This is a genomic window from Pseudomonas sp. (assembly GCF_041601375.1).
Lineage (GTDB): Bacteria > Pseudomonadota > Gammaproteobacteria > Pseudomonadales > Pseudomonadaceae > Aquipseudomonas.
Window position 1 is genome coordinate 1 of sequence record NZ_JBFIIG010000029.1, and the last position, 24,571, is coordinate 24,571.

The window sequence follows — 24,571 nt, forward strand, 5'->3', positions numbered from 1 at the left end:
GGCAACCCTACCGCTCAGCGGCGCCGGCGCGGCGCTTGCGGGCGGCGCTGGTCGTCATCGCGCACAGGCACAGGTTGCAGTTTCGGCCGATCGAGCAAGCCCAGGGCAACCAGCAGGTCATGTAAGGCGTTAAGCAACTTGGCGCTCATGGAATTTCCTCCTGCCAAGGACTTCGACAAGGCGCTCGAAAGCACCTTCTATCAGCGTAGATTAACCCGGCGCACTTGCAGAAGCTTGATGCAAATCAAACGACCGTGGACATGACCGGCTGTCGGCCCGGGCCAGCCCCTATTCGACCTGCTCGGCTTTACGCCGGTAAGGGAACACGTCGATCACCCTGCCCGCACGAATCGTGTCCTGCAGGCTTTTCCAGTAATCGGCGTCATACAGTTCGCCGTGCAGTTGGCCGAACAAGCGACGCTGCTTGATATCGGCAAATAGAAAAGGCGGGAACTCCTCGGGGAACACGTCCATCGGTGCCACGGAATACCAGGGCTCGGAGGCCATCTCATCTTCCGGGTAGCGCGGCGGCGGGATATGCCGGAAATTGACCTCGGTAAGGAAGCTGATTTCGTCGTAATCGTAGAACACCACCCGACCGTGACGGGTGACGCCGAAGTTCTTCAGCAGCATGTCGCCGGGAAAGATGTTGGCGGCGGCCAGCTGCTTGATCGCCAGGCCGTAATCGTCGAGCGCTTCGCGCACCTGGGCTTCGCTGGCATTTTCGACATACAGGTTCAGCGGGGTCATGCGCCGCTCGGTCCAGCAGTGACGCACCAGCACGGTATCGCCGTCGACCTCGACGGTCGACGGCGCCACCTCCAGCAGCTCGGCCAGGCATTGCGGCTCGAACTTGCTGAGCGGGAAGCGGAAATCGGCGAATTCCTGGGTATCGGCCATCCTGCCGACCCGGTCGACATTCTTAACCAGGCGGTATTTTTCGATCACTGTGGCGCGACTGACGTTCTTCGACGGCGCGAAACGGTCCTTGATGATCTTGAATACGGTGTTGAAGCCGGTCAGGGTGAATACGCTCATGACCATGCCGCGCACCCCGGGCGCCATGACGAACTTGTCGTCGGTGCTGGCCAGGTGATTGATCAGCGCTCGGTAGAACTCCGACTTGCCGTGCTTGTAGAAACCGATCGAGGTGTACAGCTCGGCGACATGCTTGCCCGGCAGGATGTGCTTGAGAAAACCGACGAACTCCGCCGGGTAGCCGACCCGCACCATGAAATAGGAACGGGTGAAGGAGAAGATGATCGACACCTCCGCTTCATCGGTAATCAGCGTATCGATCTGGATCCCCTGACCTTCCCGGTGCAGCAACGGAATCACCAGCGGCCATTGCTCGTCACGGGTATTGATCCGCCCGACCAGATAAGCCCCCTTGTTGCGATACAGCCGCGAGGAGAACAGCTCGATGCTCAACTGCGGGTCCTTGCACACCCAGTCCGGCAGGTTTTCGCGCAGCTGCTTGACCAGGCGCTGCAGATCACGCTCGACGTTTTCGTAAGCCACTTCGAAGCGGTAGTCCTCGACGACCTGCCGCAGTGCCCGTTCGATATTGCCCTGGGGGCGATACACCCGGGTCAGCGGCTCCGGGGTATTGGCGCGCAACGCCGGACGCGTGGTGTGAATGAACATGCAGCCATCGTTGATCTGATCATGGCTGAACAGCCCGCAGAAGATCGAGTTGAACCAGGTTTCCGCCAGCTCGTCGTCGCAACGCACGTCGATCAAGGTGATGTAGGCCGACTTGACCAGCGGCCACTGCGCCACATCCAGCAGCACCTCGGGCGGATAGGCCTTACGCAGGCGCTGACTGACTTCGCTGACGCACTCTTCATAGAGGGCGATTCGGGCGGCCGCGGCGCGCTGGATTTCCTGCCACTGCGCCTGTTCGAAGCGCACCCGGGCTCCGTTGGTGATCTGACGGAACTGTTCACGATAATCGTCGAAACCGTCGAGAATCAGCGTGGCGATAGCGCTGGCGGGCCATTGCTGCGGCATGGGCAAACCCCTGGTGACAAGTGAAGCGACTGTACGGACTGCCGAGCTTAGCCAGTGGTGCCGCCGAGGAAAAGCCGGCAAAGGTCGCAAACGGCAAAACATTGGTGCCGGATAGGCTTTAAAAGCCACTTTCGCATTGCCTTGCCCGGCGTGCCCGGCAACACTGCTCGCCCCTGAACCGATCTGGAGTGCCTCGTGCGCCCCGCCGACCTGCTGCGCCTGCTGTTACTCGCCGCCATCTGGGGCGCGAGCTTTCTGTTCATGCGGATCATCGCACCGGTGCTCGGCAGCATGCCGACCGCCTTTTTTCGCGCCAGCCTGGGCGCCCTGGGCCTGCTCGCGATTCTGCTGATCATGCGCGTGCCCTGGGACTTTCGCGGCAAGCTCAAGCAGTGCCTGGCGCTCGGCGTGCTCAGCGCCGGCCTGCCATCGGCCATGTACAGCCTGGCGGCGTTGGTGTTGCCTGCCGGCTACTCGGCGATATTCAACGCCACCACACCGATGCTGGGCGTCCTCATCGGCATGCTGTTCTTCGCCGAGGCGCTGACCCCAAGCAAGGCCGCGGGGGTGGCGCTGGGCCTGTTCGGCGTCGCCGTCCTGACCCGCACCGGCCCGGTAGCCTTCGACCAGGAGTTGCTGCTCGGCGCCGCCGCCTGCCTGATCGCCACCACCTGCTACGGTTTCGCCGGCTTTCTCACCCGGCGCTGGATCGGCCAACAGGGCGGCCTGGACAATCGCCTGACCGCGTTCAGTAGCCTCTGCGGTGCCAGCCTGTTCCTCCTGCCCCTGTTCGCTGGCAGCTTGATGGTGCAACCGCCGGCGAGCCGGGGCGGCCTCGACGTGTGGCTGTCCCTGGCCGGCCTGGGGCTGACCTGCACGGCCTTCGCCTACGTGCTGTACTTCCGCCTGCTGACCGATATCGGCCCGATCAAGGCCTCGACCACCACCTTTCTGATCCCGCCCTTCGGCGTGTTGTGGGGCGCCCTGCTCCTCGACGAACCGTTGTCCTGGGCCTACCTGTATGGCGGCGTCTTGATCGCCATAGCCCTGTGGCTGGTGGTACGGCCGGGCACGCCTGCAAAAGCGGCCGACGCGGCCATCCAGGTACCGACCAGGCTTGACCCTCGCCCCTAGCGCGCCAGAAACCCTGCCAGCGCATCCGCCGCGGCCTGCATATGCTGTTCATGACTGAAGCCTGAGCGCTTGAGCGGTTTGAGGTCGTGATCGCCGCTCGCCAGCCACTGCAGGGTTATCGCCCTGGACAATTGATAACCGGCCACCGTCTGCCGGTCGCCCAGGGCGTCACGTTCGCCCTGGACGATCAGGGTCGGCGTGCGCAGTTCGGCCAGGTGCGCGACGCGGGGCTTGTCCGGCTTGCCAACGGCATGGAAGGGATAGCCCAGGCAGACCAGCGCATCGGCCCCCAGTTCGTCGGCGAGCAGGCTGGCCATGCGTCCGCCCATCGACTTGCCACCGATGGCCAGCGGCCCTGCGACTTGTTGGCGCACCCGGGCATACACCCCCCGCCACTTTTCCAGCAGCTTGCCCTGCTGATTGGGGGGGCGCTTCTTGCCGTCTAGGCGGCGGGTGGCCATGTAGTCGAACTCGAAGCGCACTACCGCAACCCCGCGTGCGGCCAGCAGTTGCGCCATCTGCGTCATGAATTCGCTGTCCATCGGCGCGCCGGCGCCATGGGCGAGGATCAGGGTGGCTTGCGCCGTCGCCTCAGGCCGATTCCACAGCCACTCGTCTTGCTCCGTCGGCTGCACGCATTGACCCCGGTCAATACCGGCACTTTGCCCTTTGCTCATGCTTGCCTCGCTTTAGAAGTCCTTCGGCCTGCGTCACCGCTCACGCTCGCGTGAGGCCGACTGTTTTTGAATGATCTGCCCATAACCGTGGATGGAAACCCAGACATGAACACTACAATCAGTTCCGCCTACAACTACAAGGTGGTGCGCCAGTTCGCCATCATGACGGTGGTGTGGGGCATAGTCGGGATGGCGGTCGGCGTACTGATCGCCTCGCAACTAGCCTGGCCCGCGCTCAACTTCGACCTCCCCTGGACCAGCTTCGGTCGCCTGCGTCCGTTGCACACCAACGCGGTGATCTTCGCCTTCGGCGGTTGTGCGCTGTTCGCCACCAGCTACTACGCGGTGCAACGCACCTCCCAGGCTACCCTGTTCGCGCCCAAGCTGGCGGCCTTCACCTTCTGGGGTTGGCAGGCGGTGATCGTGCTGGCGGCCATCAGTCTGCCGCTTGGCTACACCAGTTCCAAGGAATACGCGGAACTGGAATGGCCGATCGACATCCTGATCACGGTGGTCTGGGTCAGCTACGCCATCGTGTTCTTCGGCACGATCATGAAGCGCAAGGTCAGCCACATCTATGTGGGCAACTGGTTCTTCGGCGGTTTCATCCTCACCGTGGCCATCCTGCACCTGGTCAACAACATGGCCATTCCGGTGACCTTTACCAAGTCCTACTCGGCCTACGCCGGGGCGACCGACGCGATGATCCAGTGGTGGTACGGGCACAACGCGGTGGGCTTTTTCCTCACCGCAGGCTTCCTCGGCATGATGTACTACTTCGTGCCCAAGCAGGCCGAGCGTCCGGTGTATTCCTATCGCCTGTCGATCGTGCACTTCTGGGCGCTGATTGCCGTGTACATCTGGGCCGGCCCGCACCACCTGCACTACACCGCGCTGCCGGACTGGGCCCAGAGCCTGGGCATGGTGATGTCGCTGATTCTGCTGGCACCCAGCTGGGGCGGCATGATCAACGGCATGATGACCCTGTCAGGCGCCTGGCATAAGCTGCGCACCGACCCGATCCTGCGCTTTCTGGTGGTGTCCCTGGCCTTCTACGGCATGTCCACCTTCGAAGGCCCGATGATGGCGATCAAGACCGTCAACGCGCTCTCGCACTACACCGACTGGACCATCGGTCACGTCCATGCCGGCGCCCTCGGCTGGGTGGCCATGGTCTCGATCGGTTCGCTCTATCACCTGATCCCCCGGGTCTTCGGTCGCGCCGAGATGCACAGCGTCGGCCTGATCAACGTGCACTTCTGGCTGGCCACCATCGGCACCGTGCTCTATATCGCCTCGATGTGGGTCAACGGCATCGCCCAGGGCCTGATGTGGCGTGCAGTCAACGAAGAGGGGACCCTCACCTACTCCTTCGTCGAAGCCCTGGAAGCCAGCCACCCGGGCTTTGTGGTGCGCCTGATCGGCGGCGCCGTCTTCTTCGTCGGCATGCTGGTGATGGCCTGGAACGTCTGGCAGACCGTGCGCCATACCCAGGCCGCCGAACTGGAAGCCGCCGCCCTGTATTCGGTTGAAGGAGCCCACTGATGAGACACGAAATACTCGAGAAGAATATCGGTCTGATGGCCCTGATGATGGTACTCGCCGTCAGCATCGGCGGCCTGACCCAGATCGTCCCGCTGTTTTTCCAGGACGTCACCAATGAGCCGGTGGCCGGCCTCAAGCCGTACACCGCGCTGCAACTGGAAGGCCGCGACATCTACATCCGCGAAGGCTGCGTCGGCTGCCATTCGCAGATGATCCGCCCGTTCCGCGCCGAAACCGAACGCTACGGCCACTACTCGGTTGCCGGCGAAAGCGTCTACGACCACCCGTTCCTCTGGGGCTCCAAGCGCACCGGGCCGGACCTGGCCCGGGTCGGCGGCCGCTACTCGGACGAGTGGCACCGCGCCCACCTATACAACCCGCGCAACGTGGTACCGGAATCGAAGATGCCGTCCTACCCCTGGCTGGTGGACAACACCCTTGACGGCGAGGACACCGCCGCCAAGTTCAAGGCGCTGCGTACGGTCGGCGTGCCTTACAGCGATGAGGACATCGCCGGCGCCGCGGAGGCGGTCAAGGGCAAAAGCGAGATGGATGCCATGGTCGCCTACCTGCAAGTGCTCGGCACTGCCGTCAAGAACAAGAGGTAGGCCATGTCATTCGCAACCATTGATATCGGCACCCTGCGCGGCATAGGTACGGCACTGGTACTGCTGTCCTTCGTCTGCGTGACGCTCTGGGCCTACAGCAGCAAGCGTCGCGCCACGTTCGACGAGGCGGCGTTGCTGCCTTTTGCCGATGAACCCACGTCCGCTGCATCGAGGAGCAACACCCCATGAGTACCTTCTGGAGCTGGTATGTAACCCTGCTGACCGTTGGCACCCTGCTCGCCCTGTTCTGGCTGATTTTCGCGACCCGCAAGAGCGAGACGCACAAGAACGAGACCGAGCAGACCATGGGTCACTCCTTCGATGGCATCGAGGAATATGACAACCCGCTGCCCAAATGGTGGTTCATGCTGTTTATCGGCACGCTGATCTTTTCCGTCGGCTACCTGGTGCTCTACCCCGGCCTGGGTAACTGGAAAGGTGTGTTGCCGGGCTACGCAGATGGCTGGACCCAGGTTGCCCAGTGGCAACGCGAAGTGGATCAGGCCGATGAGTTGTATGGACCGATCTTCGCCAAATATGCGGCCATGCCACTGGAAGAAGTGGCTAAAGATCCGCAGGCGCTGAAAATGGGTGGCCGCATGTTCGCCACCTACTGCTCGGTTTGCCATGGCTCCGATGCCAAGGGCTCGGCGGGCTTCCCCAACCTGGCCGACAAGCATTGGCGCTGGGGTGGCGAGCCTGCCGCGATCAAGACCAGCATCCTCAATGGCCGCATGGGCATGATGCCCGCGTGGGGCCAGGTGATCGGCGAGGACGGCGTGCAACAGGTGGCGGCTTACGTGCGCCATGACCTGGCCGGCCTGCCACTGCCTGCCGACAAGTCCTTCGACCTGCAGCAGGGTGCGCAGGTATACGCCGGCAATTGCCAGGCCTGTCACGGTGCAGAAGGCAAAGGCATGGCCATGCTCGGCGCGCCCGACCTGACCAAGTCCGCCGGCTGGATCTACGGCAGCAGCCTGGTGCAGTTGCAGCAGACCATCCGCCACGGCCGCAGCGGCCAGATGCCGGCCCAGGAGCAGTACCTGGGTGACGACAAGGTGCACCTGCTGGCCGCCTATGTGCTGAGCCTGGGCCAGGCGCAACGGCGAGCCGAGTAAGTTCCCTCCTGCAAAGTTGGCGACAGAAAACTGTCGCCAATACCTCCCCCAACCCCACCTTCTGTCAGCCCGCAGCAGGTGCGACGCAACGTCGCATCGGCCAGCTGCGGCTTGGTCATTTCTTGATTTGAGTTAAGCTTGCCAGCAGTCGCCAGCCGCCATAGCTTGGGGCCAGGCCATCTTCGCCCGGCTTTTTTGTTGTCGACAAGACACTGCAGAGCCCCCGCGAAACCCCTGCCAAAAGCCCTTGAAGGCACGACCCAGTGGGTCTGCGGCGTTGCATTGGCTACCTGCCTTCTCCATACTTGCCGCCGATTTTTACCCCCTATAAAAATCCATTAACCGTGGAACCCAGCATGAGCACAGCAATCAGTCAGACTGCTTATAACTACAAGGTGGTTCGCCAATTCGCCGTGATGACGGTGATTTGGGGAGTCATTGGCATGCTTCTAGGTGTGTTCATTGCCGCACAACTCGTGTGGCCGGAACTCAACCTGGGATTGGAATGGACGAGCTTCGGCCGTCTGCGTCCGCTGCACACCAACGCGGTGATCTTCGCCTTCGGCGGATGTGCGCTGATGGCCACGTCCTTCTACGTGGTGCAACGCACCAGTCAGGCCCGCCTGATCTCCGACGGCCTGGCGGCTTTCGTCTTCTGGGGCTGGCAGGCAGTGATCGTGCTGGCAGTCATCACCCTGCCAATGGGTTACACCGGCAGCAAGGAATACGCCGAACTGGAATGGCCGATCGATGTACTGATCACCATTGTCTGGGTCGCTTATGCGGTGGTGTTCTTCGGCACCGTGGTCAAGCGCAAGACCAAGCACATCTATGTAGGCAACTGGTTCTACGGCGCGTTCATCCTGGTCACCGCGATGCTGCACATCGTCAACAGCGCCGCCATGCCGGTGAGCCTGTTCAAGTCGTACTCGATGTATTCGGGTGCGACCGACGCGATGATCCAGTGGTGGTACGGCCACAACGCCGTGGGCTTCTTCCTGACTACCGGCTTCCTGGGGATGATGTACTACTTCGTACCCAAGCAGGCCGAGCGCCCGATCTACTCCTATCGCCTGTCCATCGTGCACTTCTGGGCACTGATCACCCTGTATATCTGGGCTGGCCCGCACCACCTGCACTACACCGCGCTGCCGGACTGGGCGCAATCGCTGGGCATGGCGATGTCGCTGATTCTGCTGGCGCCGAGCTGGGGCGGCATGATCAACGGCATGATGAGCCTGTCGGGCGCCTGGCATAAGCTGCGCACCGACCCGATCCTGCGCTTCCTGGTGGTCTCGCTGGCGTTCTACGGCATGTCGACCTTCGAAGGCCCGATGATGGCGATCAAGACGGTCAACGCCCTGTCGCACTACACCGACTGGACCATCGGCCACGTACACGCCGGCGCCCTCGGCTGGGTCGCGATGATCTCCATCGGTGCGCTCTATCACATGATCCCCAAGGTCTACGGCCGCGAGCAGATGCACAGCATCGCGCTGATCAACCTGCACTTCTGGCTGGCCACTATCGGCACCGTGCTCTATATCGCCTCGATGTGGGTCAACGGCATCACCCAGGGCCTGATGTGGCGCGCAGTCAACCAGGACGGCACCCTCACCTACTCCTTCGTCGAAGCGCTGGAAGCCAGCCATCCTGGTTTCGTGGTGCGCATGGTCGGCGGCATGTTCTTCGTCGCCGGCATGCTGCTGATGGCTTACAACACCTACCGCACCGTGCGAGCCGCCAAGCCGGTTGAATACGAAGCGGCTGCGCAGTTCACCGCTGGGAGCGCCCACTGATGAAACACGAAATCATCGAGAAGAATATCGGCTTGATGGCGCTGCTGATGGTGCTCGCCGTCAGCATCGGCGGCCTGACCCAGATCGTCCCGCTGTTTTTCCAGGACGTCACCAATGAGCCGGTGGAAGGTCTCAAGCCCTACACCGCGCTACAACTGGAAGGCCGCGACGTGTATATCGCCAATGGCTGCGTCGGCTGCCACTCGCAGATGATCCGTCCGTTCCGCGCCGAAACCGAGCGCTACGGCCACTACTCGGTCGCGGGCGAAAGCGTCTATGACCACCCCTTCCTCTGGGGTTCCAAGCGCACCGGCCCGGACCTGGCCCGGGTCGGCGGCCGCTACTCGGACGAGTGGCAGCGCGCGCACCTGTACAACCCGCGCAACGTGGTGCCCGAGTCGAAAATGCCGGCCTACCCCTGGCTGGTCGAGAACAAACTCGACGGCAAGGACACCGCGAAGAAGCTTGAAGTCATGCGCGGTTTCGGCATCCCCTACACCGATGAAGACATCGCCGGGGCCAAGGACGCAGTGAAGGGCAAGACCGAAATGGACGCGCTGGTCGCGTACCTGCAGGTTCTCGGCACCTCAATCAAGAACAAACGGTAACGCGCAATGGACATCGGGACTATTCGCGGCATAGGCACGGCAGTGGTGTTCATCGCCTTTATCAGCGTTGTGCTCTGGGCCTATAGCAGCAAGCGTAAATCGAACTTCGACGAGGCCGCCAATCTGCCCTTCGCCGACGATCCGAAAACCAGTGAGCGTGACGAGAAATCTTCCAGGAGCAATAACCAATGACCACGTTCTGGAGTTGGTACGTAACAATCCTCTCCCTAGGCACCATCTTCGCGTTGACCTGGCTTATCTTCGGCACTCGCAAGGGCCAGCGCCAGGAAGCCACCGAAGAAACCGTCGGCCACGCGTTCGATGGCATCGAGGAATACGACAACCCACTGCCCAAGTGGTGGTTCATGCTGTTCCTCGCCACCATCGTCTTCGCCTTGGGCTACCTGGCGCTCTACCCGGGCCTGGGTAACTTCAAAGGCCTGCTGCCCGGCTACGAGTACCTCGACAACAAGGCCGAGACGCCATTCGCCACCGATGTACAGATCGCCGATGGCAAAGAGCGCAACGCCGGCTGGACCGGCGTGCATCAGTGGGAAAAGGAAATGGCCAAGGCCGACGCGCAATACGGGCCGATCTTCGCCAAATATGCCGCCATGCCAATCGAACAGGTTGCCCAGGACGAGCAAGCCCTGAAGATGGGCGGTCGCCTGTTCGCCTCCAACTGCTCGGTGTGCCATGGCTCCGACGCCAAGGGCGCCTACGGCTTCCCCAACCTCACCGACAACGACTGGCTGTACGGCGGCGAGCCGGAAACCATCAAGACCACCATCATGGGCGGTCGCCAGGGCATGATGCCCGCGCAACTGGCCGCACTTGGCGAAACAGGCATCCGCAATGTCGCCGGTTACGTGCGCAGCCTGTCGGGCCTGAAAAACCCGGAAGGTATCCAGGTAGACGTTGCCGCAGGTCAAAACATCTTCGCCGCCAATTGTGCAGTCTGTCATGGTGCTGACGCCAAGGGGCAACAGGCCATGGGCGCGCCGAACCTGACCGACCGAACCTGGCTCTATGGCTCCAGCTTCGCTCAGGTTCAGCAGACCCTGCGCTATGGCCGCAACGGCAAGATGCCTGCCCAGGAAGACTTCCTCGGCAATGACAAGGTGCACCTGCTGGCGGCTTATGTGTACAGCCTGTCGCAACAACCCGAGGAGAAGTGATTCTCCACCTGAGTTGAGCGCGACCTCCGGTCGCACCCAACCAGGGCAAGCCAGGCGTACCATAGCGCAATAGCGAGAATGACCCCGGCCGGCATGTATCGGCCGGGGCAGCCAACCAACCGCCGTGGTACAGACTGATGAACACGCAGATTCCCGTTAAAGACGTCACCCCGGTCAAGGTCGACACCGTCGATCTCTACGCCAATCGCGAAAAAATCTATACCCGTTCCTTCACCGGCCTCTTCCGCAATCTGCGCATGCTCGGCGGCGCCCTGCTGTTCATCCTCTATTTCGGCACCGTCTGGCTCACCTGGAATGGCCGCCAGGCCGTCTGGTGGGACCTGCCGGAACGCAAATTCCATATCCTCAGCGCCACCTACTGGCCGCAGGATTTCGTCCTGCTGTCGGCCGTATTGATCATCGCCGCCTTCGGCCTGTTCTTCATCACCGTCTATGCCGGACGCGTCTGGTGCGGTTACACCTGCCCGCAGAGCGTGTTCACCTGGGTATTCATGTGGGCGGAAAAGGTCACCGAAGGCGACCGCAACCAGCGCATGAGACTCGACAAAGCGCCGATGACCGCGCGCAAATTCCTGCGCAAGCTGGCCAAGCACAGCATCTGGGTCGGCGTGTCCCTGCTCACGGCCATCACCTTCGTCGGCTACTTCACACCGATCCGCGAGTTGATCGCCGAACTCTTCACCCTGCAGGCCGGCGGCTGGGCGACGTTCTGGGTCGGTTTCTTCACCGTGGCCACCTATGGCAACGCCGGTTACCTGCGCGAACAGGTGTGCATCTATATGTGCCCCTATGCGCGCTTCCAGAGCGTGATGTTCGACCAGGACACCCTGATCGTGTCCTACGACCCACGCCGCGGCGAGCCGCGCGGCCCGCGCAAACGCGACGCCGACTACAAGGCCGAAGGGCTGGGCGACTGCATCGACTGCAAAATGTGCGTGCATGTCTGCCCGACCGGCATCGACATCCGCGACGGCCTGCAGATCGAATGCATCGGCTGCGCGGCCTGCATCGATGCCTGCGACAGCATCATGGACAAGATGAACTACCCGAAAGGCCTGATCAGCTATACCACCGAACACAACCTGTCGGGGCAGAAGACCCACCTGGTCCGGCCACGGCTGATCGGCTACGCCATCGCCCTGCTGGCCATGATGGCGGTCTTCGCCTGGGCCGTGGCCAGTCGCTCGCTGGTCGAACTGGATGTGCTCAAGGATCGCGTACTCTACCGCGAGAACGAGGAAGGCCGGATCGAGAACGTCTACACCCTGAAGATCATGAACAAGGCCCAGCAACCGATCACTTACCTGATCGAAGCCGATGGCCTCGACGGCCTGGTCTACGAAGGCAAGCGTGAAATCAAGGCCCTCGCCGGTGAAGTGCTGTCGCTGCCGGTCGAACTGTCGATCGACCCGGAAAAACTGCCGTCCAGCACCAATGAAATCATGTTCCGCATCCGCTCCGCGGACGATGCGAGCATCAACAACGACGCCGCCAGCCGCTTTATCGGCCCGAGCGTCCGCTGATCAAAAGGTCAAGCATGTCTGACGAAGCACCGATCAAACCCTGGTTCAAGCAGTTCTGGCCCTGGTTCCTCATTGCCCTGCTGGGTTACTCGGTCGTGCAAGGGCTGACCCTGCTGACCATTGCCACGCGCAATCCGCCGGGCTTGATCTCCGATGACTACTACGATGTCGGCAAAGGCATCAACCAGTCGCTGGAGCGCGAATCCCTGGCCTTGCAACTGCAACTGCACGCCACCCTCGACCTCGACGACGAAACCGGCGTTGCCGAACTGCGCCTGCAAGGCAATAGCGGCCCGGCACAACTGGTGCTGAACCTGATCTCGCCCACCCAACCCGAGCGCGACCGGCGCATCATTCTGCAGCCACAAGGCCAAGGCCTGTACCGCGGGCAGATGCAGGACGCGGTGCAGGGCCGGCGCTTCGTCGAGCTGATCGGCCAGGAAGGCGGCAAGGACTGGCGCCTGTTCGAGGAAGAAACCCTGGAAAGCGGCAAGACCATCCGCCTCGGGGACGCCCGGTAGTGCACTGCTGCTACGGCATCGCCGCTGGCGAAAGGCTTCGGCGTGCAGAGCGCACCCCGCCGCCATCGTTAACAGGCTATATCGCAACGCCAGGTACACGACTGCCCCCCCATGGCTAGCCCGACCCCCTGTTACCACTGCGGCCTGCCGGTTCCTGCCGGCAGCCGCTTTCTCGCCCAGGTACTGGGCGAGACTCGCGCCATGTGCTGTCCGGGCTGCCAGGCGGTGGCCGAGGCCATAGTCGCCGGCGGGCTGGAGCACTATTACAAGCACCGCAGCGAAAGCGCCGCCAACCCGCAAAGCCTGCCGCAGGCCCTGCCCGACGAGTTGGCGCTGTATGACCGCGCCGACGTGCAGCAACCCTATGTCGAACAGCACGGCGAGCTGAGCGAAACCTGCCTGCTGATCGAAGGCATCAGTTGCGCCGCCTGCGGCTGGCTGATCGAGAAGCACCTGCGCGATGTGCCGGGTATCGCCGAGGCCCACCTCAACCTGTCCAACCACCGCCTGCAGGTGCGCTGGGCCGACAGCCAGCTGCCGCTCAGCCAACTGCTCAAGGAGCTGCGCAAGATCGGCTATGCCGCGCACCCCTGGCAGGCCGATGCCGCCGCCGAGCAGCTGCAACGGGAAAACCGCCGGGCCATGCGCGAACTGGGCGTGGCCGGCATGCTGTGGATGCAGGTGATGATGGCGACCATGGCCACCTGGCCGGAATTCAACATCGACCTCAGCCCCGAGCTGGACATGATCCTGCGCTGGGTCAGCCTGTTCCTCACCACCCCGATCGTCTTCTACTGCTGCGGCCAGTTCTTCCGCGGCGCCCTGCGCGATCTGCGCACCCGCCACCTGACCATGGACGTCTCGGTGTCACTGGCCATCGGCGGCGCCTATGTCGCCGGCATCTGGTCGACCGTCAGCGGCCAAGGCGAGCTGTATTTCGATGCGGTCGGCATGTTCGCCCTGTTCCTGCTCACCGGCCGCTACCTGGAGCGCCGCGCCCGCGAGCGCACGGCGGCGGCTACCGCGCAGCTCGTGCACCTATTGCCGGCCTCTTGCCTGCGCCTGGATGCCGACGGCCAGAGCCAGCGGATCCTGCTCAGCGAACTGCGCACAGGCGAGCAGGTGCTGGTGCCGCCCGGCGCCCTGCTGCCGGCCGATGGCCGCATTCTCAGCGGCCAATCGAGCGTCGATGAGTCGCTGCTCACCGGCGAATACCTGCCGCAGGCGCGCGGCGTGGGCGACAGCGTGACCGCCGGCACCCTCAACGTCGAAGGACCGCTGACCGTCGAAGTGCAGGCGCTCGGCGATGCCACCCGGCTGTCGGCCATCGTCCGCCTGCTCGAGCGTGCGCAAAGCGAGAAGCCGCGCCTGGCGGAGATTGCCGACCAGGTGGCGCAGTGGTTCCTGCTGATCGTCCTGGTGGTGGCCGCCGTGGTCGGCCTGGTCTGGCTGCAAATCGATTCCTCGCGTGCCTTCTGGATAGTGCTGGCCCTGCTGGTCGCCACCTGCCCCTGCGCCCTGGCCCTGGCCACCCCGACCGCCCTGACCGCCGCCACCGGCAGCCTGCACAAGCTCGGCCTGCTGCTGACCCGGGGTCATGTGCTGGAAGGCCTCAATCAGATCGACACGGTAATCTTCGACAAGACCGGCACCCTGACCGAGGGCCGCCTGACCCTGAGCGCCATCCATCCGCTCGGCGCGCTGGACAGCGATGCCTGCCTGGCCCTGGCCGCCGCCCTGGAGAACCGCTCGGAACACCCGATCGCCCGCGCCTTTGGCCGCGCCGCCCAGGCCGCCGAGCAGGTCGACAGCATTCCCGGGCTGGGCTTGCAGGGCCTGGTAGATGGACGCCAACTGCGTATTGGTCAGCCCGATTTCGTCAGCCAGTTGAGTGGCCGGGCCGCGCCGGTGATCCCCGGCGCACAGGGCCAATGGCTGCTGCTCGGCGACAGCCAGGGCCCGCTGGCCTGGTTCGTCCTCGATGACCGCCTGCGTGACGACGCCCCCGCCCTGCTCGCCGCCTGTCGCGCGCGCGGCTGGCAGGTGCTGCTGCTCTCGGGCGACAACTCGCCGATGGTCGGCGAAGTGGCACGCCAACTGGGCATCGAAGACGCCCGTGGCGGCATGACCCCGGACGCCAAGCTGGCTGAGCTGCACAAATTGCATGAACAGGGTCGCCGGGTGTTGATGCTCGGTGACGGGGTCAACGACGTGCCGGTGCTGGCCGGCGCCGATATCAGCGTGGCCATGGGCAGCGCCACCGACCTGGCGAAAACCAGCGCCGATGCGGTGCTGCTGTCCAACCGCTTGGGCAGCCTGGTACAGGCCTTCAGCCTGGCCCGGCGCACCCGTCGGATCATCATCGAGAACCTGGTCTGGGCCAGCCTGTACAATGGCCTAGTGCTGCCGTTCGCCGCCATCGGCTGGATCACACCGATCTGGGCGGCGCTGGGCATGTCGCTCAGCTCGCTGCTGGTGGTGCTCAACGCCCTGCGCCTGACCCGCGCACCCAACCCGTAGGTTGGCGCCGAGGAACCAAGCCCATCTGATTCAGCTTGTTAGGCTTTGCGGAACACAGCCCAAGCTACCCCGCTTTTTATCGGCCCCGGAGACCCCATGCCTGCGCTCTACATCCTGATCCCGGTTGCCATTGCCCTGGTCGGCTTCGCCATCTGGCTGTTCTTCTGGGCCGTCGACAGCGGCCAGTACGACGACCTCGACGGCCCGGCCCACAGCATCCTGTTCGACGACGACGACCCCATGCACAAGGCCGGCGTCAGCCAGGCGCAACCGCCCGACGAGCCAACCGACGACCAGGAGCCGCCCCGTGCTTGAACTGGCGCCCCTGCTGTTGTCCGCGCTGATCCTCGGCCTGCTCGGCGGCGGCCACTGCCTGGGCATGTGTGGCGGCCTGATGGGCGCCCTGACCCTGGCCATACCGGCTGAGCAGCGCGCGCAACGCTTTCAGCTATTGCTGTCCTACAACCTCGGGCGGATTCTCAGCTATGCCACCGCCGGCCTGCTCCTCGGCATGGCCGGCTGGGCCCTGGCCAGCAGCCCGGCGGCCATGCTGCTACGGGTTGTCGCCGCGCTGCTGCTGATCGCCATGGGCCTGTACCTGGCCGGCTGGTGGAGCGGCCTGACCCGCATCGAAGCACTCGGCCGCGGCCTGTGGCGCACCATCCAACCACTGACCCGCCGCTTCATGCCGGTCACCAGCCTGCCGCGCGCCCTGCTCCTCGGCGGCCTGTGGGGCTGGCTGCCGTGCGGCCTGGTCTACAGCACCCTGCTCTGGGCGGCGAGCCAGGGCGACGCACTCGACAGCGCCGCGCTGATGCTGGCATTCGGCCTCGGCACCCTGCCGGTGCTGCTGGCCACCGGCATGGCGGCCGAACGCATGACCGCCTTGCTGCGCAAACAGGGCGTGCGCATGGCCGGCGGCCTGCTGGTGATCCTCTTCGGACTGTGGACCCTGCCCGGCCCGCACCAGCACTGGCTGATGGGGCATTGAGGCAGCTATAAGCTGCAAGCAGAGACACTAGTGCCTCGAGTTTGAGGCGTACAGCTGGAGCCTGCAGCGCCATGACCCAGGTCAACACACAATCGGCGGGCCTCTTTTACACTCCCTCGACATTGATAGTTGGACCGGGGATTACCCGCATGCTTGACGCCATCCACTGGGATACGGACCTGATCCGCCGCTACGATCAGGCCGGGCCGCGTTACACCTCCTACCCCACCGCCGTGCAGATGCACGGCGGCGTCGGCTCATTCGAACTGCTGCACGCGCTGCGCGAAAGCCGCAATGAATTGCGCCCGCTGTCACTCTATGTGCACGTGCCCTTCTGCGCGCACGTCTGCTACTACTGCGCCTGCAACAAGGTGATCACCAAGGATCGCGGGCGCGCCCAGCCCTATCTGCGCGAGCTGGAACACGAGATGGCCATCGTCAGCCACCATCTCGATCGCCGCCAACGCGTCGAACAGCTGCACTTTGGCGGCGGCACGCCGACGTTTCTCAGCCATGACGAACTGCGTCACCTGATGAGCCAGTTGCGCCAGCACTTCAACCTGCTGGATGACGACTCCGGCGACTACAGCATCGAGATCGATCCGCGCGAAGCCGACTGGTCGACCATGGGCCTGCTGCGTGAACTGGGTTTCAATCGGGTCAGCCTCGGCGTGCAAGACCTCGACCCGGCCGTGCAGCGCGCGGTCAATCGCCTGCAAACCCTGGAAGAGACCCGCTCCATCGTCGAAGCCGCGCACACCCTGCAGTACCGCTCGGTGAATATCGACCTGATCTACGGCCTGCCCAAGCAGACCCCGCAAAGCTTCGCCCTGACCCTGGACGAGATCATCGCCCTGCAGCCCGACCGGCTGTCGCTCTTCAACTACGCCCACCTGCCCGAGCGGTTCATGCCGCAACGGCGCATCGACAGCAACGACCTGCCCAGCCCGACAGATAAACTGGCGATACTGCAGGCCAGCATCGCCCAGCTCAGTGCTGCCGGTTACCGTTATATCGGCATGGATCACTTCGCCCTGGCCGACGACGAACTGGCCAGCGCCCAGGAAGACGGCAGCCTGCAGCGCAACTTCCAGGGCTACACCACCCATGGCCATTGCGACTTGATCGGCCTTGGCGTCTCGGCAATCAGCCAGGTCGGCGACCTCTACTGCCAGAACGACAGCGACCTGAATCAGTACCAGCAAAGCCTGGCCAGCGATCAACTGGCCACTCGGCGTGGGCTGCACTGCAATGCCGATGACCGGGTACGGCGCGCGGTGATTCAGCAGCTAATCTGCCATTTCGGCCTGAATTTCGCCGAGATCGAGCAGGCCCACGGCATCCAATTCCGCGGGTATTTCGCCGATATCTGGCCACAGCTGGAGCAGATGGCCCGGGACGACCTGATCGGTCTCAGCGCTGAAGGCATCGACGTGCGCCCCGCCGGTCGCCTGCTGGTACGTTCGCTGTGCATGCTGTTCGATCACTACCTCACCCCGGACAATCAACAGCGCTTCTCACGGGTGATCTAATCACCGAAGACATTCACTCCGCAGGAGCGGCTGCCCCGTCCGCGACAGAGCACTGTCGCGCAACCGTGCTGGCATGGAGTCCCAAGCTCTCACAGACCATCACACCCGACGAAAGGTCATGCTGCAGCCCTTATGACCCGTTTTGCTAACAGAATTAAGACTTTCCTCGACTGGCTGGGACCTCCACCCTGCTGTAACCTTACGAGCATTGCGTGTTTTACCTAGGAATCGACGCCGATGTCCGGAAGCATCAAGCTGCATACGCCACATCAAGCCCATTGCAAGGACTGCAGCCTGGCGACCTTGTGCCTGCCGCTTTCGCTGAATTTGGAAGACATGAACGCGCTGGACGAGATCGTCAAGCGTGGCCGCCCGCTGAAGAAAGGCGAGTTCCTGTTTCGCCAGGGCGATGTGTTCGACTCGGTGTTCGCCGTGCGTTCCGGTGCACTGAAGACCTTCAGCCTGAGCGATAACGGCGAAGAGCAGATCACCGGCTTTCACCTGCCCAGCGAACTGGTCGGCCTGTCCGGCATGGACACCGAGATCTATCCGGTTTCTGCGCAAGCCCTGGAGACCACCTCGGTCTGTGAAATCCCCTTCGACCGCCTCGACGAGCTGTCGATCCTGCTGCCCCAACTGCGGCGCCAGTTGATGCGGGTGATGAGTCGGGAAATCCGCGACGACCAGCAGATGATGCTGCTGCTGTCGAAGAAAACCGCCGATGAACGCATCGCCACCTTTCTGGTCAATCTATCCGCCCGCTTCCGTGCCAGGGGCTTCTCACCCAATCAGTTCCGCCTGGCCATGTCGCGCAACGAAATTGGTAACTATTTGGGCCTTGCGGTGGAAACCGTCTCCCGGGTATTTACCCGCTTCCAGCAGAACCAATTGCTCGAAGCCGAAGGCAAGTCGGTGCATATTCTCGACCCCATCGAACTGTGCGCCCTGGCCGGCGGCAACCTCGACGGCTGACCGAAGCATAAGCGTCGGTCGCCAATAGCCGGCGCCCTAGGGCACTTCAGTCAGCGGCAGGACTCTTACGATGATTTTCGACGAATTCAGTATCAAAACCTTGATCCGCCCGGTCGCGGACTTCCCCAGGCCCGGGGTGACGTTTCGCGATATCACCCCGCTGCTGCAGTCGCCACGCGCCCTGCGCATGGTCGCCGACAGCTTTATTCAGCGCTATGTCGAAGCCGAGTTCAGCCATATCGGCGCCATGGATGCCCGCGGTTTTCTGATTGGCTCGATCATGGCCTATGAACTGAACAAGCCGCTGATCCTGTTTCGCAAGCAAGGCAAACTGCCAGGCGATGTGCTGCGCGAAAGCTACCAGAGCGAATACGGCGAGGCCTCTCTCGAAGTGCAGGCCGACAGCCTCTGCGACGGCGACCAAATCCTCATGTTCGATGACCTGATCGCCACCGGCAGCACCCTGCTGGCTGCCGCACAACTGGTGCGACGCATGGGCGCGAACATTTATGAAGCCGCCGCGATCATCGACCTGCCCGATCTGGGCGGCTCGGAAAAACTGCAAGACATTGGCATCCCGACCTTTACTCTCACCGCCTTCGCCCTCGACGACCGCTAATCATGCCCGAAAACACCCTTACCCCGAGCTACGGCACGTGGCGCGAGCGCCTGGCCGACCTGATGGAAAGCCCAGGCATCAGCCGCCTGGTGACTGGCCTGATCATCCTCAATGCGGCAATCCTCGGCATGGAAACCTCGCCGAGCCTGATGGCCGACTGGGGCAGCCTGCTGCTGGCACTGGACACGCTGATCCTCGGCCTGTTCATCCTCGAACTGACACTGCGCTTCGTCGCCCGCGGCGCCGGCCTGCTGCGCGACCCCTGGGCGGTGTTCGACTGCCTGGTAGTGGGCATTGCCCTGGTGCCAGCCAGCGGCCCATTCGCCGTATTGCGCGCACTCAGGGTATTGCGGGTTTTGCGACTGATCTCGATCAACCCGAACATGCGCCGGGTGGTGCAGGCTCTGCTGTCCTCGCTGCCGGGCATGGGCAGCATTGCCATGCTGCTGGGCCTGGTGTTCTACGTGGCCGCGGTGATGGCCACCCAGTTGTTCGGTGAAGCCTTCCCCGAATGGTTCGGCAGCCTCGGTGCCAGCCTCTACACCCTGTTCCAGGTGATGACCCTGGAAAGCTGGTCGATGGGCATCGTGCGCCCGGTGATGGAACAGTTCCCGCTGGCCTGGCTGTACTTTCTGCCCTTCATCCTGGTCGCCACCTTCATGATGCTCAACCTGTTCATCGCGGTAGTGGTCAACGCCATGCAAGCCACCCACGATCAGGAAGCCCTCCAGGCGCCGCCGTCGAAAACCGAACAACTGCTGCTCGATGAGCTGAAAGCCCTGCGCACTGAAATCGCCGAACTGCGCCAGCCCCGGCCCTGACAAGACGCCGGCTGCGGGAGCGGCCGGGCGGCGCTCCGCTTCAAGCTGTGCTGGGCATCGCAGAATTCGCGGCACAACAGCAGCTTCGCGGCTGAGGCCGCCCTTATCAAACAACTCGCATCTCATTGATTTTATAGGTTATGACGAATTGTGTAGGAGCGGATTTATCCGCGAAAAATCTCGAATGAGCAAAAGCTTCGCGGATAAATCCGCTCCTACAGGTATCCACAAGCCGAGGCGATGCGTGACAGACGGTATCTACGCTCCTCGCTTTTAATCGTTTCCCGCTTCCTCTTCCCCCCACCCGGATCTAGTCGAAAAACGCCTCGAAGAAACGATCCAGCTCGCCCTCGTACTGATCGAGGAAATACAGGGTGTCGGCCGCCAGCAAGTCGAGCAGGACCATGCCGTTCGGCCCCGAATCTTCTCCGGCCGCTGCGCGCAGACGTGCCGTCATACCCAGATTGACCTGGCGCAAGTTGCGATACACCTCACGCAAGTCGCTCAGCGACCAGTCCGCACTCATGCCACGCTGCTGGCGCAGGTACTGCCCAAGCAAGTAGGTGCCGAACACCCGGTACAGGGTTTCGTCGGTGCCGCTGAACGGCAGGTGAAACCAGGCCATGGCCTTGAGCTGTCGCGTGTGGGGACAGCCCGAAGCGGCTCCAAGCACACCAAGCAGCGAACCGAAAGCACGCTGCAGCGAGGTGCGCTGCCGGATATCCCGGCCCCGCCACAGCACACGCACAGCCACCTCCTCATAGGAAGGCATCTGCGCCAACACCTCGACCGGCTTCACCAAGGCTACGGCGAAAGGACAATAAGGCGCCTCTGCCTCACGCAGCGGACAATGCCTGCATTGCTGGAAGCCGAGACGCGTCCAGTCCGGCGGCGCTTCGTCGGGCGCGCCGGGCAGCGCCGCCAAATCGACCTGATGCTGCCAACGGCGGCCATCGGCGAACTCGAAGTGATACTGGATGATCGAATCATCCATCGTTGGCTGCACCATGGGCTAACCTGTGTGGCAGAGTCATCAAGAATTAAGTGTGGCGGCGAACGGCCAGCATCGCCATAATTTCGACGTCAAAATAAAGTTAACACGTGTGATTTCAGACCGCGATCCAGGCCACACAAATAACCCTGCCCTGGTCGCCAAGCGGAGCTCGCCATGGATAGCCGCCAAAGTGAATTGGCCTCTGCTCTTGTTGAGCACATCCAAACCGGTGTGATCATCATCGATCGCGAGCTAAGGGTTCAGTACTGGAACAACTTCGTCACCCAGTGTAGCGGCAAGCAACTCGAGCAGGTGCAGCAACAGCCACTTTCCCGCGTATTCCCGGACGCTGACACCCACTGCCTGGACAAAATGCTGGCTTCTGCCCGCGATCATGGCGAGCATGTCTACACCGAATGGCGCGAGACTCCCCACCTGATTCAGCTGCCATTCGACATCGCCGGCAAACCAGCCCCGCCAATGCTGCAAAGCACCCTGCTGTTCCCCTTCAAAGGCAGCGATGGCCAGCCGCTGTTTGGCCTGATCCTGTACGACAACAGCGAACTCGCCCGTGACAACCAGCAACTGGATATGGTCCTGCAGGCCCTGAGCAGCAAGCAGATCGAGCAGGAACTGCTGATCATGAAGCTGGAAAAAGCCAATGCCCAGCTCATGCAATCGGAGAAACTCGCCGCCATCGGCCAGCTCGCTGCCGGCGTGGCGCACGAGATCAATAACCCGATAGGTTATGTGTTCTCCAATTTGCAGACCCTGGCCGGTTATGTCCATGACCTGCTGCGCATCATCGACGCAGTGGATGGTGCGGTCAGCCTGGAGGCGTTGCGCCAGCTCAAACGCAGCCTGGAGTACGACTATATCCGCAGCGATGTCGAGGCACTGATCGGCGAGTCCGAGGATGGCATCGAGCGAGTCAAGAAGATCATCGCCGCACTCAAGGATTTCTCCCATTTCGAGGAGGATGAGTTCCGCCTCGCCGATCTGCATCGTGGCCTCGACACCACCCTGAATGTGGTCAATAACGAACTCAAGTACAAGGCCGAAGTGGTCAAGGAATACGCCGAGCTGCCTGCGGTGGAATGCATGCCCTCGCAAATAAATCAGGTCATGATGAACCTGCTGGTCAACGCCGCCCACGCCATCGAGCAGTTCGGCCGCATTACCCTGCGTAGCGGGCATGAGAACGACTGGGTCTGGCTGGAGGTGGAGGATACCGGCCAAGGCATTGCCGCGCACTTGCTCAACCGCATCTACGAGCCGTTCTTTACCACCAAGCCGGTGGGCAAAGGCACCGGCCTGGGCTTGTCGCTGTCTTATAACATCGTGCGCAAGCACAATGGCCGTATCGAGGTGTTCAGCACGCCTGGCCAGGGCACGCGGTTTCGTGTCTGGTTACCCGTCCTGCAGCCCGCCCAGCCACCAACCAATGAGGACGCTGGTCACCATGACTGAACCGAACGCCATCGCCAACGTCCTGCTGGTGGACGACGAAGAGAACATCCTCAGCAGCCTGCGCCGTGTGCTCAGGGGCGAAGCCTATAGCGTGCAGATCGCCACCGGAGGCGAGCAGGCCCTGGAAGTCCTGCGCAGCCAACCGATCGACCTGGTGATTTCCGACGCCCGTATGCCGGGCATGGATGGCGCGACGCTGCTGGCCGAAGTACAGAAGCACTGGCCAGGCACCATGCGCATTCTGCTCACCGGCTACGCCGACATCAGCACCACCATTCGCGCCATCAACCAGGGGCAGATCTACCGCTACATCAGCAAGCCCTGGGACGACGACGAACTGCGCCTGACCATGCGCCAGGCCCTGGCCTACCAACACTCGGAGCGCGAGCGCGTGCGCCTGGAAGCGCTGAGCCAGGCACAGAACCAGCGCCTGCAGGAACTCAACGAAACCTTGGAACAGCGGGTCATGGCGCGCACCGCGGAGCTGGAGCAGACCGCCGACATGCTCGATCTGGCTTACGAGGAGCTCAAGCGCAGCTACGTCACGGCGACCGAGGTGTTCTCCAGCCTGGTCAACCAACGCATCCCCAAGGACAAGCAGACCAATACTCAAATCATTGCCCTGGTTCGCGCCTATGCCGATTTGCACGGCCTCGACGCAGCCCCCAGCCGCGACCTGACCATGGCCGCCGCGCTCTACAATATCGGCAAGCTGACCTGGGACGATCAACTACTCAGCCGCCCTTCCGACCTGCTCTACAAGCAGGAACGCGAGCGCTACCGGCAGTACCCGGTTCAGGGCGAGAACCTGTTGATGGCCCTGGAGCCGCTGCAGGATGCGGCCCGGCTGATCCGCCATCACCAGGAGCGCTGGGACGGTAGCGGCTTCCCCGATCACCTCAAGGGCGAGGCCACGCCCTTCGGTTCACGCCTGTTGAAACTGGCGGTGGATTTCATCGAGCTGCAGCGCGGCAGCATTCTCGAGCGCAGGCTAAACCGCGATGAAGCCCTGTTGCTGATCAACAAATACAGCGGGCGCCTCTACGATCCACAATTGTGCGAGCAATTCATCACCCTCTGCACCGAACTGGCGCCGGACATCACCCTGGCCGACCCGAGCATCCTCGCCCTGGATACCCGGCGTCTGGAACCTGGCATGGTGCTGGCCCGCAACCTGCACGCTGACAATGGCATGCTGCTACTCAATGAGGGCAAGCCGCTGACCGCTCTGTTAATCGACAAACTGATCGCCTTCGAAGCCAGCGAAAGCGGCCACTACACCCTGTTTGTCCGCACCGCCGAGGATGCCACGCTGGCCACGGAGAAGACGCCATGATCAAGATTCAACTGCTGGACGATGAGCCGCAGATCCTCAAGGCGTTGCAACGGGTGCTGCGCCCTCATGACTGGGAAGTGCATGCCTTCAGCGACGTCCAGGAAGCCCTGGAGGCGCTGACCGAGCATGAGTACGCGGTGATCGTCTCCGACTTCAAGATGCCGCACCTGGACGGCGTCACCTACCTGCAATTCGCCAAGCAGCGTCAGCCCAATGCCATGCGCATACTGCTGACCGGCCATTGCGAGCGCCAATCGATGATGCAGGCGATCAACCAGGCGGAGGTCTACCGCTACATCGCCAAACCCTGGGAAGACTTAGAGATCGAAGTCGCTTTGCGCGGTGCCATCGACCTGTATCTCCTGCGCGCCGAAAACCAGCGCCTGCTCAAGCAGGTGCGCCATCAACAAAGCGCCCTCGATCGCCAGCAGGAGGAATTGCTGCGCCTGGAGGTCGAACACCCGGGCCTTACCCGGGTACGCCGCGACAGCGACGGTTCAGTGCTGATCGATGAGCTGGACGACGCTCAACCCAGCTGATGATCATCCGCGCCAGCCGGCGCCGATCGACA

General features: G+C 62.7%; 25 protein-coding genes. 21 read left to right on the forward strand and 4 right to left on the reverse strand.

From position 1 onward, the window contains the following. Positions 1–14 precede the first annotated feature (14 nt). Positions 15–149, reverse strand: coding sequence for a PA1414 family protein (locus tag ABZE94_RS06405; RefSeq protein WP_372874698.1), 135 nt, complete (start codon positions 147–149; stop codon positions 15–17). Between the two features lie 139 nt (positions 150–288). Then, a complete protein-coding gene (gene aceK, locus ABZE94_RS06410; protein ID WP_372874699.1) occupies positions 289–2,013 on the reverse strand; it encodes a bifunctional isocitrate dehydrogenase kinase/phosphatase in 1,725 nt (574 codons plus the stop codon). A gap of 195 nt (positions 2,014–2,208) precedes the next feature. Here aceK and ABZE94_RS06415 point away from each other — a divergent pair, with 195 nt between their 5' ends. Then, complete coding sequence (locus tag ABZE94_RS06415; RefSeq protein WP_372874700.1) at positions 2,209–3,147, forward strand: DMT family transporter; 939 nt, start codon at positions 2,209–2,211, stop codon at positions 3,145–3,147. Here the strand turns inward: ABZE94_RS06415 and ABZE94_RS06420 are convergent. Continuing rightward, a complete protein-coding gene (locus tag ABZE94_RS06420) occupies positions 3,144–3,824 on the reverse strand; it encodes an alpha/beta family hydrolase (protein ID WP_372874701.1) in 681 nt (226 codons plus the stop codon). The two genes, ABZE94_RS06415 and ABZE94_RS06420, sit on opposite strands and share 4 nt — an antisense overlap. 105 nt (positions 3,825–3,929) lie before the next feature. Between ABZE94_RS06420 and ccoN (ABZE94_RS06425) the strand changes: the two genes are divergently transcribed. From ccoN (ABZE94_RS06425) to ABZE94_RS06505, 17 genes are all read left to right on the forward strand, one after another. Then, entirely contained in the window at positions 3,930–5,369 is a 1,440-nt protein-coding gene (ccoN, locus tag ABZE94_RS06425) for a cytochrome-c oxidase, cbb3-type subunit I (protein ID WP_372874702.1), read from the forward strand. Continuing rightward, a complete protein-coding gene (ccoO, locus tag ABZE94_RS06430) occupies positions 5,369–5,977 on the forward strand; it encodes a cytochrome-c oxidase, cbb3-type subunit II (protein WP_372874703.1) in 609 nt (202 codons plus the stop codon). The genes ccoN (ABZE94_RS06425) and ccoO (ABZE94_RS06430) overlap by 1 nt, the downstream gene beginning before the upstream one ends. Positions 5,978–5,995: 18 nt before the next feature. Beyond that, positions 5,996–6,166: a cbb3-type cytochrome oxidase subunit 3 gene (locus ABZE94_RS06435; protein ID WP_372874729.1), complete on the forward strand. Its 171-nt coding sequence runs from the start codon at positions 5,996–5,998 to the stop codon at positions 6,164–6,166. Continuing rightward, positions 6,163–7,095, forward strand: a complete 933-nt coding sequence (gene ccoP, locus ABZE94_RS06440) for a cytochrome-c oxidase, cbb3-type subunit III (RefSeq protein WP_372874704.1) — start codon at positions 6,163–6,165, stop codon at positions 7,093–7,095. Before ABZE94_RS06435 ends, ccoP (ABZE94_RS06440) begins: the two co-directional genes overlap by 4 nt. 356 nt (positions 7,096–7,451) lie before the next feature. Continuing rightward, entirely contained in the window at positions 7,452–8,894 is a 1,443-nt protein-coding gene (ccoN, locus tag ABZE94_RS06445; protein WP_372874705.1) for a cytochrome-c oxidase, cbb3-type subunit I, read from the forward strand. Next, on the forward strand, positions 8,894–9,502 hold the full coding sequence (ccoO, locus tag ABZE94_RS06450; protein WP_238042723.1) for a cytochrome-c oxidase, cbb3-type subunit II: 609 nt from the start codon (positions 8,894–8,896) through the stop codon (positions 9,500–9,502). The genes ccoN (ABZE94_RS06445) and ccoO (ABZE94_RS06450) overlap by 1 nt, the downstream gene beginning before the upstream one ends. A 6-nt stretch (positions 9,503–9,508) precedes the next feature. Next, entirely contained in the window at positions 9,509–9,694 is a 186-nt protein-coding gene (locus ABZE94_RS06455; RefSeq protein WP_372874706.1) for a cbb3-type cytochrome oxidase subunit 3, read from the forward strand. Continuing rightward, positions 9,691–10,680: a cytochrome-c oxidase, cbb3-type subunit III gene (gene ccoP / locus ABZE94_RS06460; RefSeq protein WP_372874708.1), complete on the forward strand. Its 990-nt coding sequence runs from the start codon at positions 9,691–9,693 to the stop codon at positions 10,678–10,680. The genes ABZE94_RS06455 and ccoP (ABZE94_RS06460) overlap by 4 nt, the downstream gene beginning before the upstream one ends. Before the next feature lie 137 nt (positions 10,681–10,817). Next, positions 10,818–12,224 carry a cytochrome c oxidase accessory protein CcoG gene (gene ccoG, locus ABZE94_RS06465; protein ID WP_372874709.1) on the forward strand — a complete coding sequence of 469 codons (1,407 nt, stop codon included), beginning with the start codon at positions 10,818–10,820 and terminating at the stop codon, positions 12,222–12,224. A 14-nt stretch (positions 12,225–12,238) separates the two neighbouring features. Then, positions 12,239–12,745, forward strand: coding sequence for a FixH family protein (locus tag ABZE94_RS06470; protein WP_372874710.1), 507 nt, complete (start codon positions 12,239–12,241; stop codon positions 12,743–12,745). Between the two features lie 111 nt (positions 12,746–12,856). Further along, positions 12,857–15,265, forward strand: coding sequence for a heavy metal translocating P-type ATPase (locus ABZE94_RS06475; RefSeq protein WP_372874711.1), 2,409 nt, complete (start codon positions 12,857–12,859; stop codon positions 15,263–15,265). A 96-nt stretch (positions 15,266–15,361) separates the two neighbouring features. Further along, positions 15,362–15,580: a cbb3-type cytochrome oxidase assembly protein CcoS gene (ccoS, locus tag ABZE94_RS06480; protein ID WP_372874712.1), complete on the forward strand. Its 219-nt coding sequence runs from the start codon at positions 15,362–15,364 to the stop codon at positions 15,578–15,580. After that, on the forward strand, positions 15,573–16,256 hold the full coding sequence (locus ABZE94_RS06485; protein WP_372874713.1) for a sulfite exporter TauE/SafE family protein: 684 nt from the start codon (positions 15,573–15,575) through the stop codon (positions 16,254–16,256). Before ccoS ends, ABZE94_RS06485 begins: the two co-directional genes overlap by 8 nt. A 149-nt stretch (positions 16,257–16,405) precedes the next feature. Next, positions 16,406–17,788, forward strand: a complete 1,383-nt coding sequence (gene hemN, locus ABZE94_RS06490; protein WP_372874714.1) for an oxygen-independent coproporphyrinogen III oxidase — start codon at positions 16,406–16,408, stop codon at positions 17,786–17,788. 237 nt (positions 17,789–18,025) lie between these two features. Continuing rightward, positions 18,026–18,760, forward strand: a complete 735-nt coding sequence (fnr, locus tag ABZE94_RS06495; protein WP_372874715.1) for a fumarate/nitrate reduction transcriptional regulator Fnr — start codon at positions 18,026–18,028, stop codon at positions 18,758–18,760. A 70-nt stretch (positions 18,761–18,830) separates the two neighbouring features. Then, on the forward strand, positions 18,831–19,379 hold the full coding sequence (locus ABZE94_RS06500) for an adenine phosphoribosyltransferase (RefSeq protein ID WP_372874716.1): 549 nt from the start codon (positions 18,831–18,833) through the stop codon (positions 19,377–19,379). Between the two features lie 2 nt (positions 19,380–19,381). Beyond that, a complete protein-coding gene (locus ABZE94_RS06505) occupies positions 19,382–20,200 on the forward strand; it encodes an ion transporter (RefSeq protein WP_372874717.1) in 819 nt (272 codons plus the stop codon). Positions 20,201–20,510: 310 nt separating this feature from the next. Here ABZE94_RS06505 and ABZE94_RS06510 read toward each other — a convergent pair whose 3' ends face one another. Further along, the gene (locus ABZE94_RS06510) at positions 20,511–21,209 is read right to left on the reverse strand and encodes a hypothetical protein (protein ID WP_372874718.1); all 699 of its coding nucleotides are present in this window, start codon (positions 21,207–21,209) and stop codon (positions 20,511–20,513) included. A 159-nt stretch (positions 21,210–21,368) separates the two neighbouring features. Between ABZE94_RS06510 and ABZE94_RS06515 the strand changes: the two genes are divergently transcribed. From ABZE94_RS06515 to ABZE94_RS06525, 3 genes are read left to right on the forward strand one after another with little or no spacing between them, the layout of a single operon-like run. Further along, positions 21,369–22,664, forward strand: coding sequence for an ATP-binding protein (locus tag ABZE94_RS06515; RefSeq protein ID WP_372874719.1), 1,296 nt, complete (start codon positions 21,369–21,371; stop codon positions 22,662–22,664). After that, positions 22,657–24,000, forward strand: coding sequence for an HD domain-containing phosphohydrolase (locus ABZE94_RS06520; RefSeq protein WP_372874720.1), 1,344 nt, complete (start codon positions 22,657–22,659; stop codon positions 23,998–24,000). The genes ABZE94_RS06515 and ABZE94_RS06520 overlap by 8 nt, the downstream gene beginning before the upstream one ends. After that, on the forward strand, positions 23,997–24,539 hold the full coding sequence (locus tag ABZE94_RS06525) for a response regulator (RefSeq protein WP_372874722.1): 543 nt from the start codon (positions 23,997–23,999) through the stop codon (positions 24,537–24,539). The genes ABZE94_RS06520 and ABZE94_RS06525 overlap by 4 nt, the downstream gene beginning before the upstream one ends. The last annotated feature ends 32 nt before the right edge of the window (positions 24,540–24,571 follow it).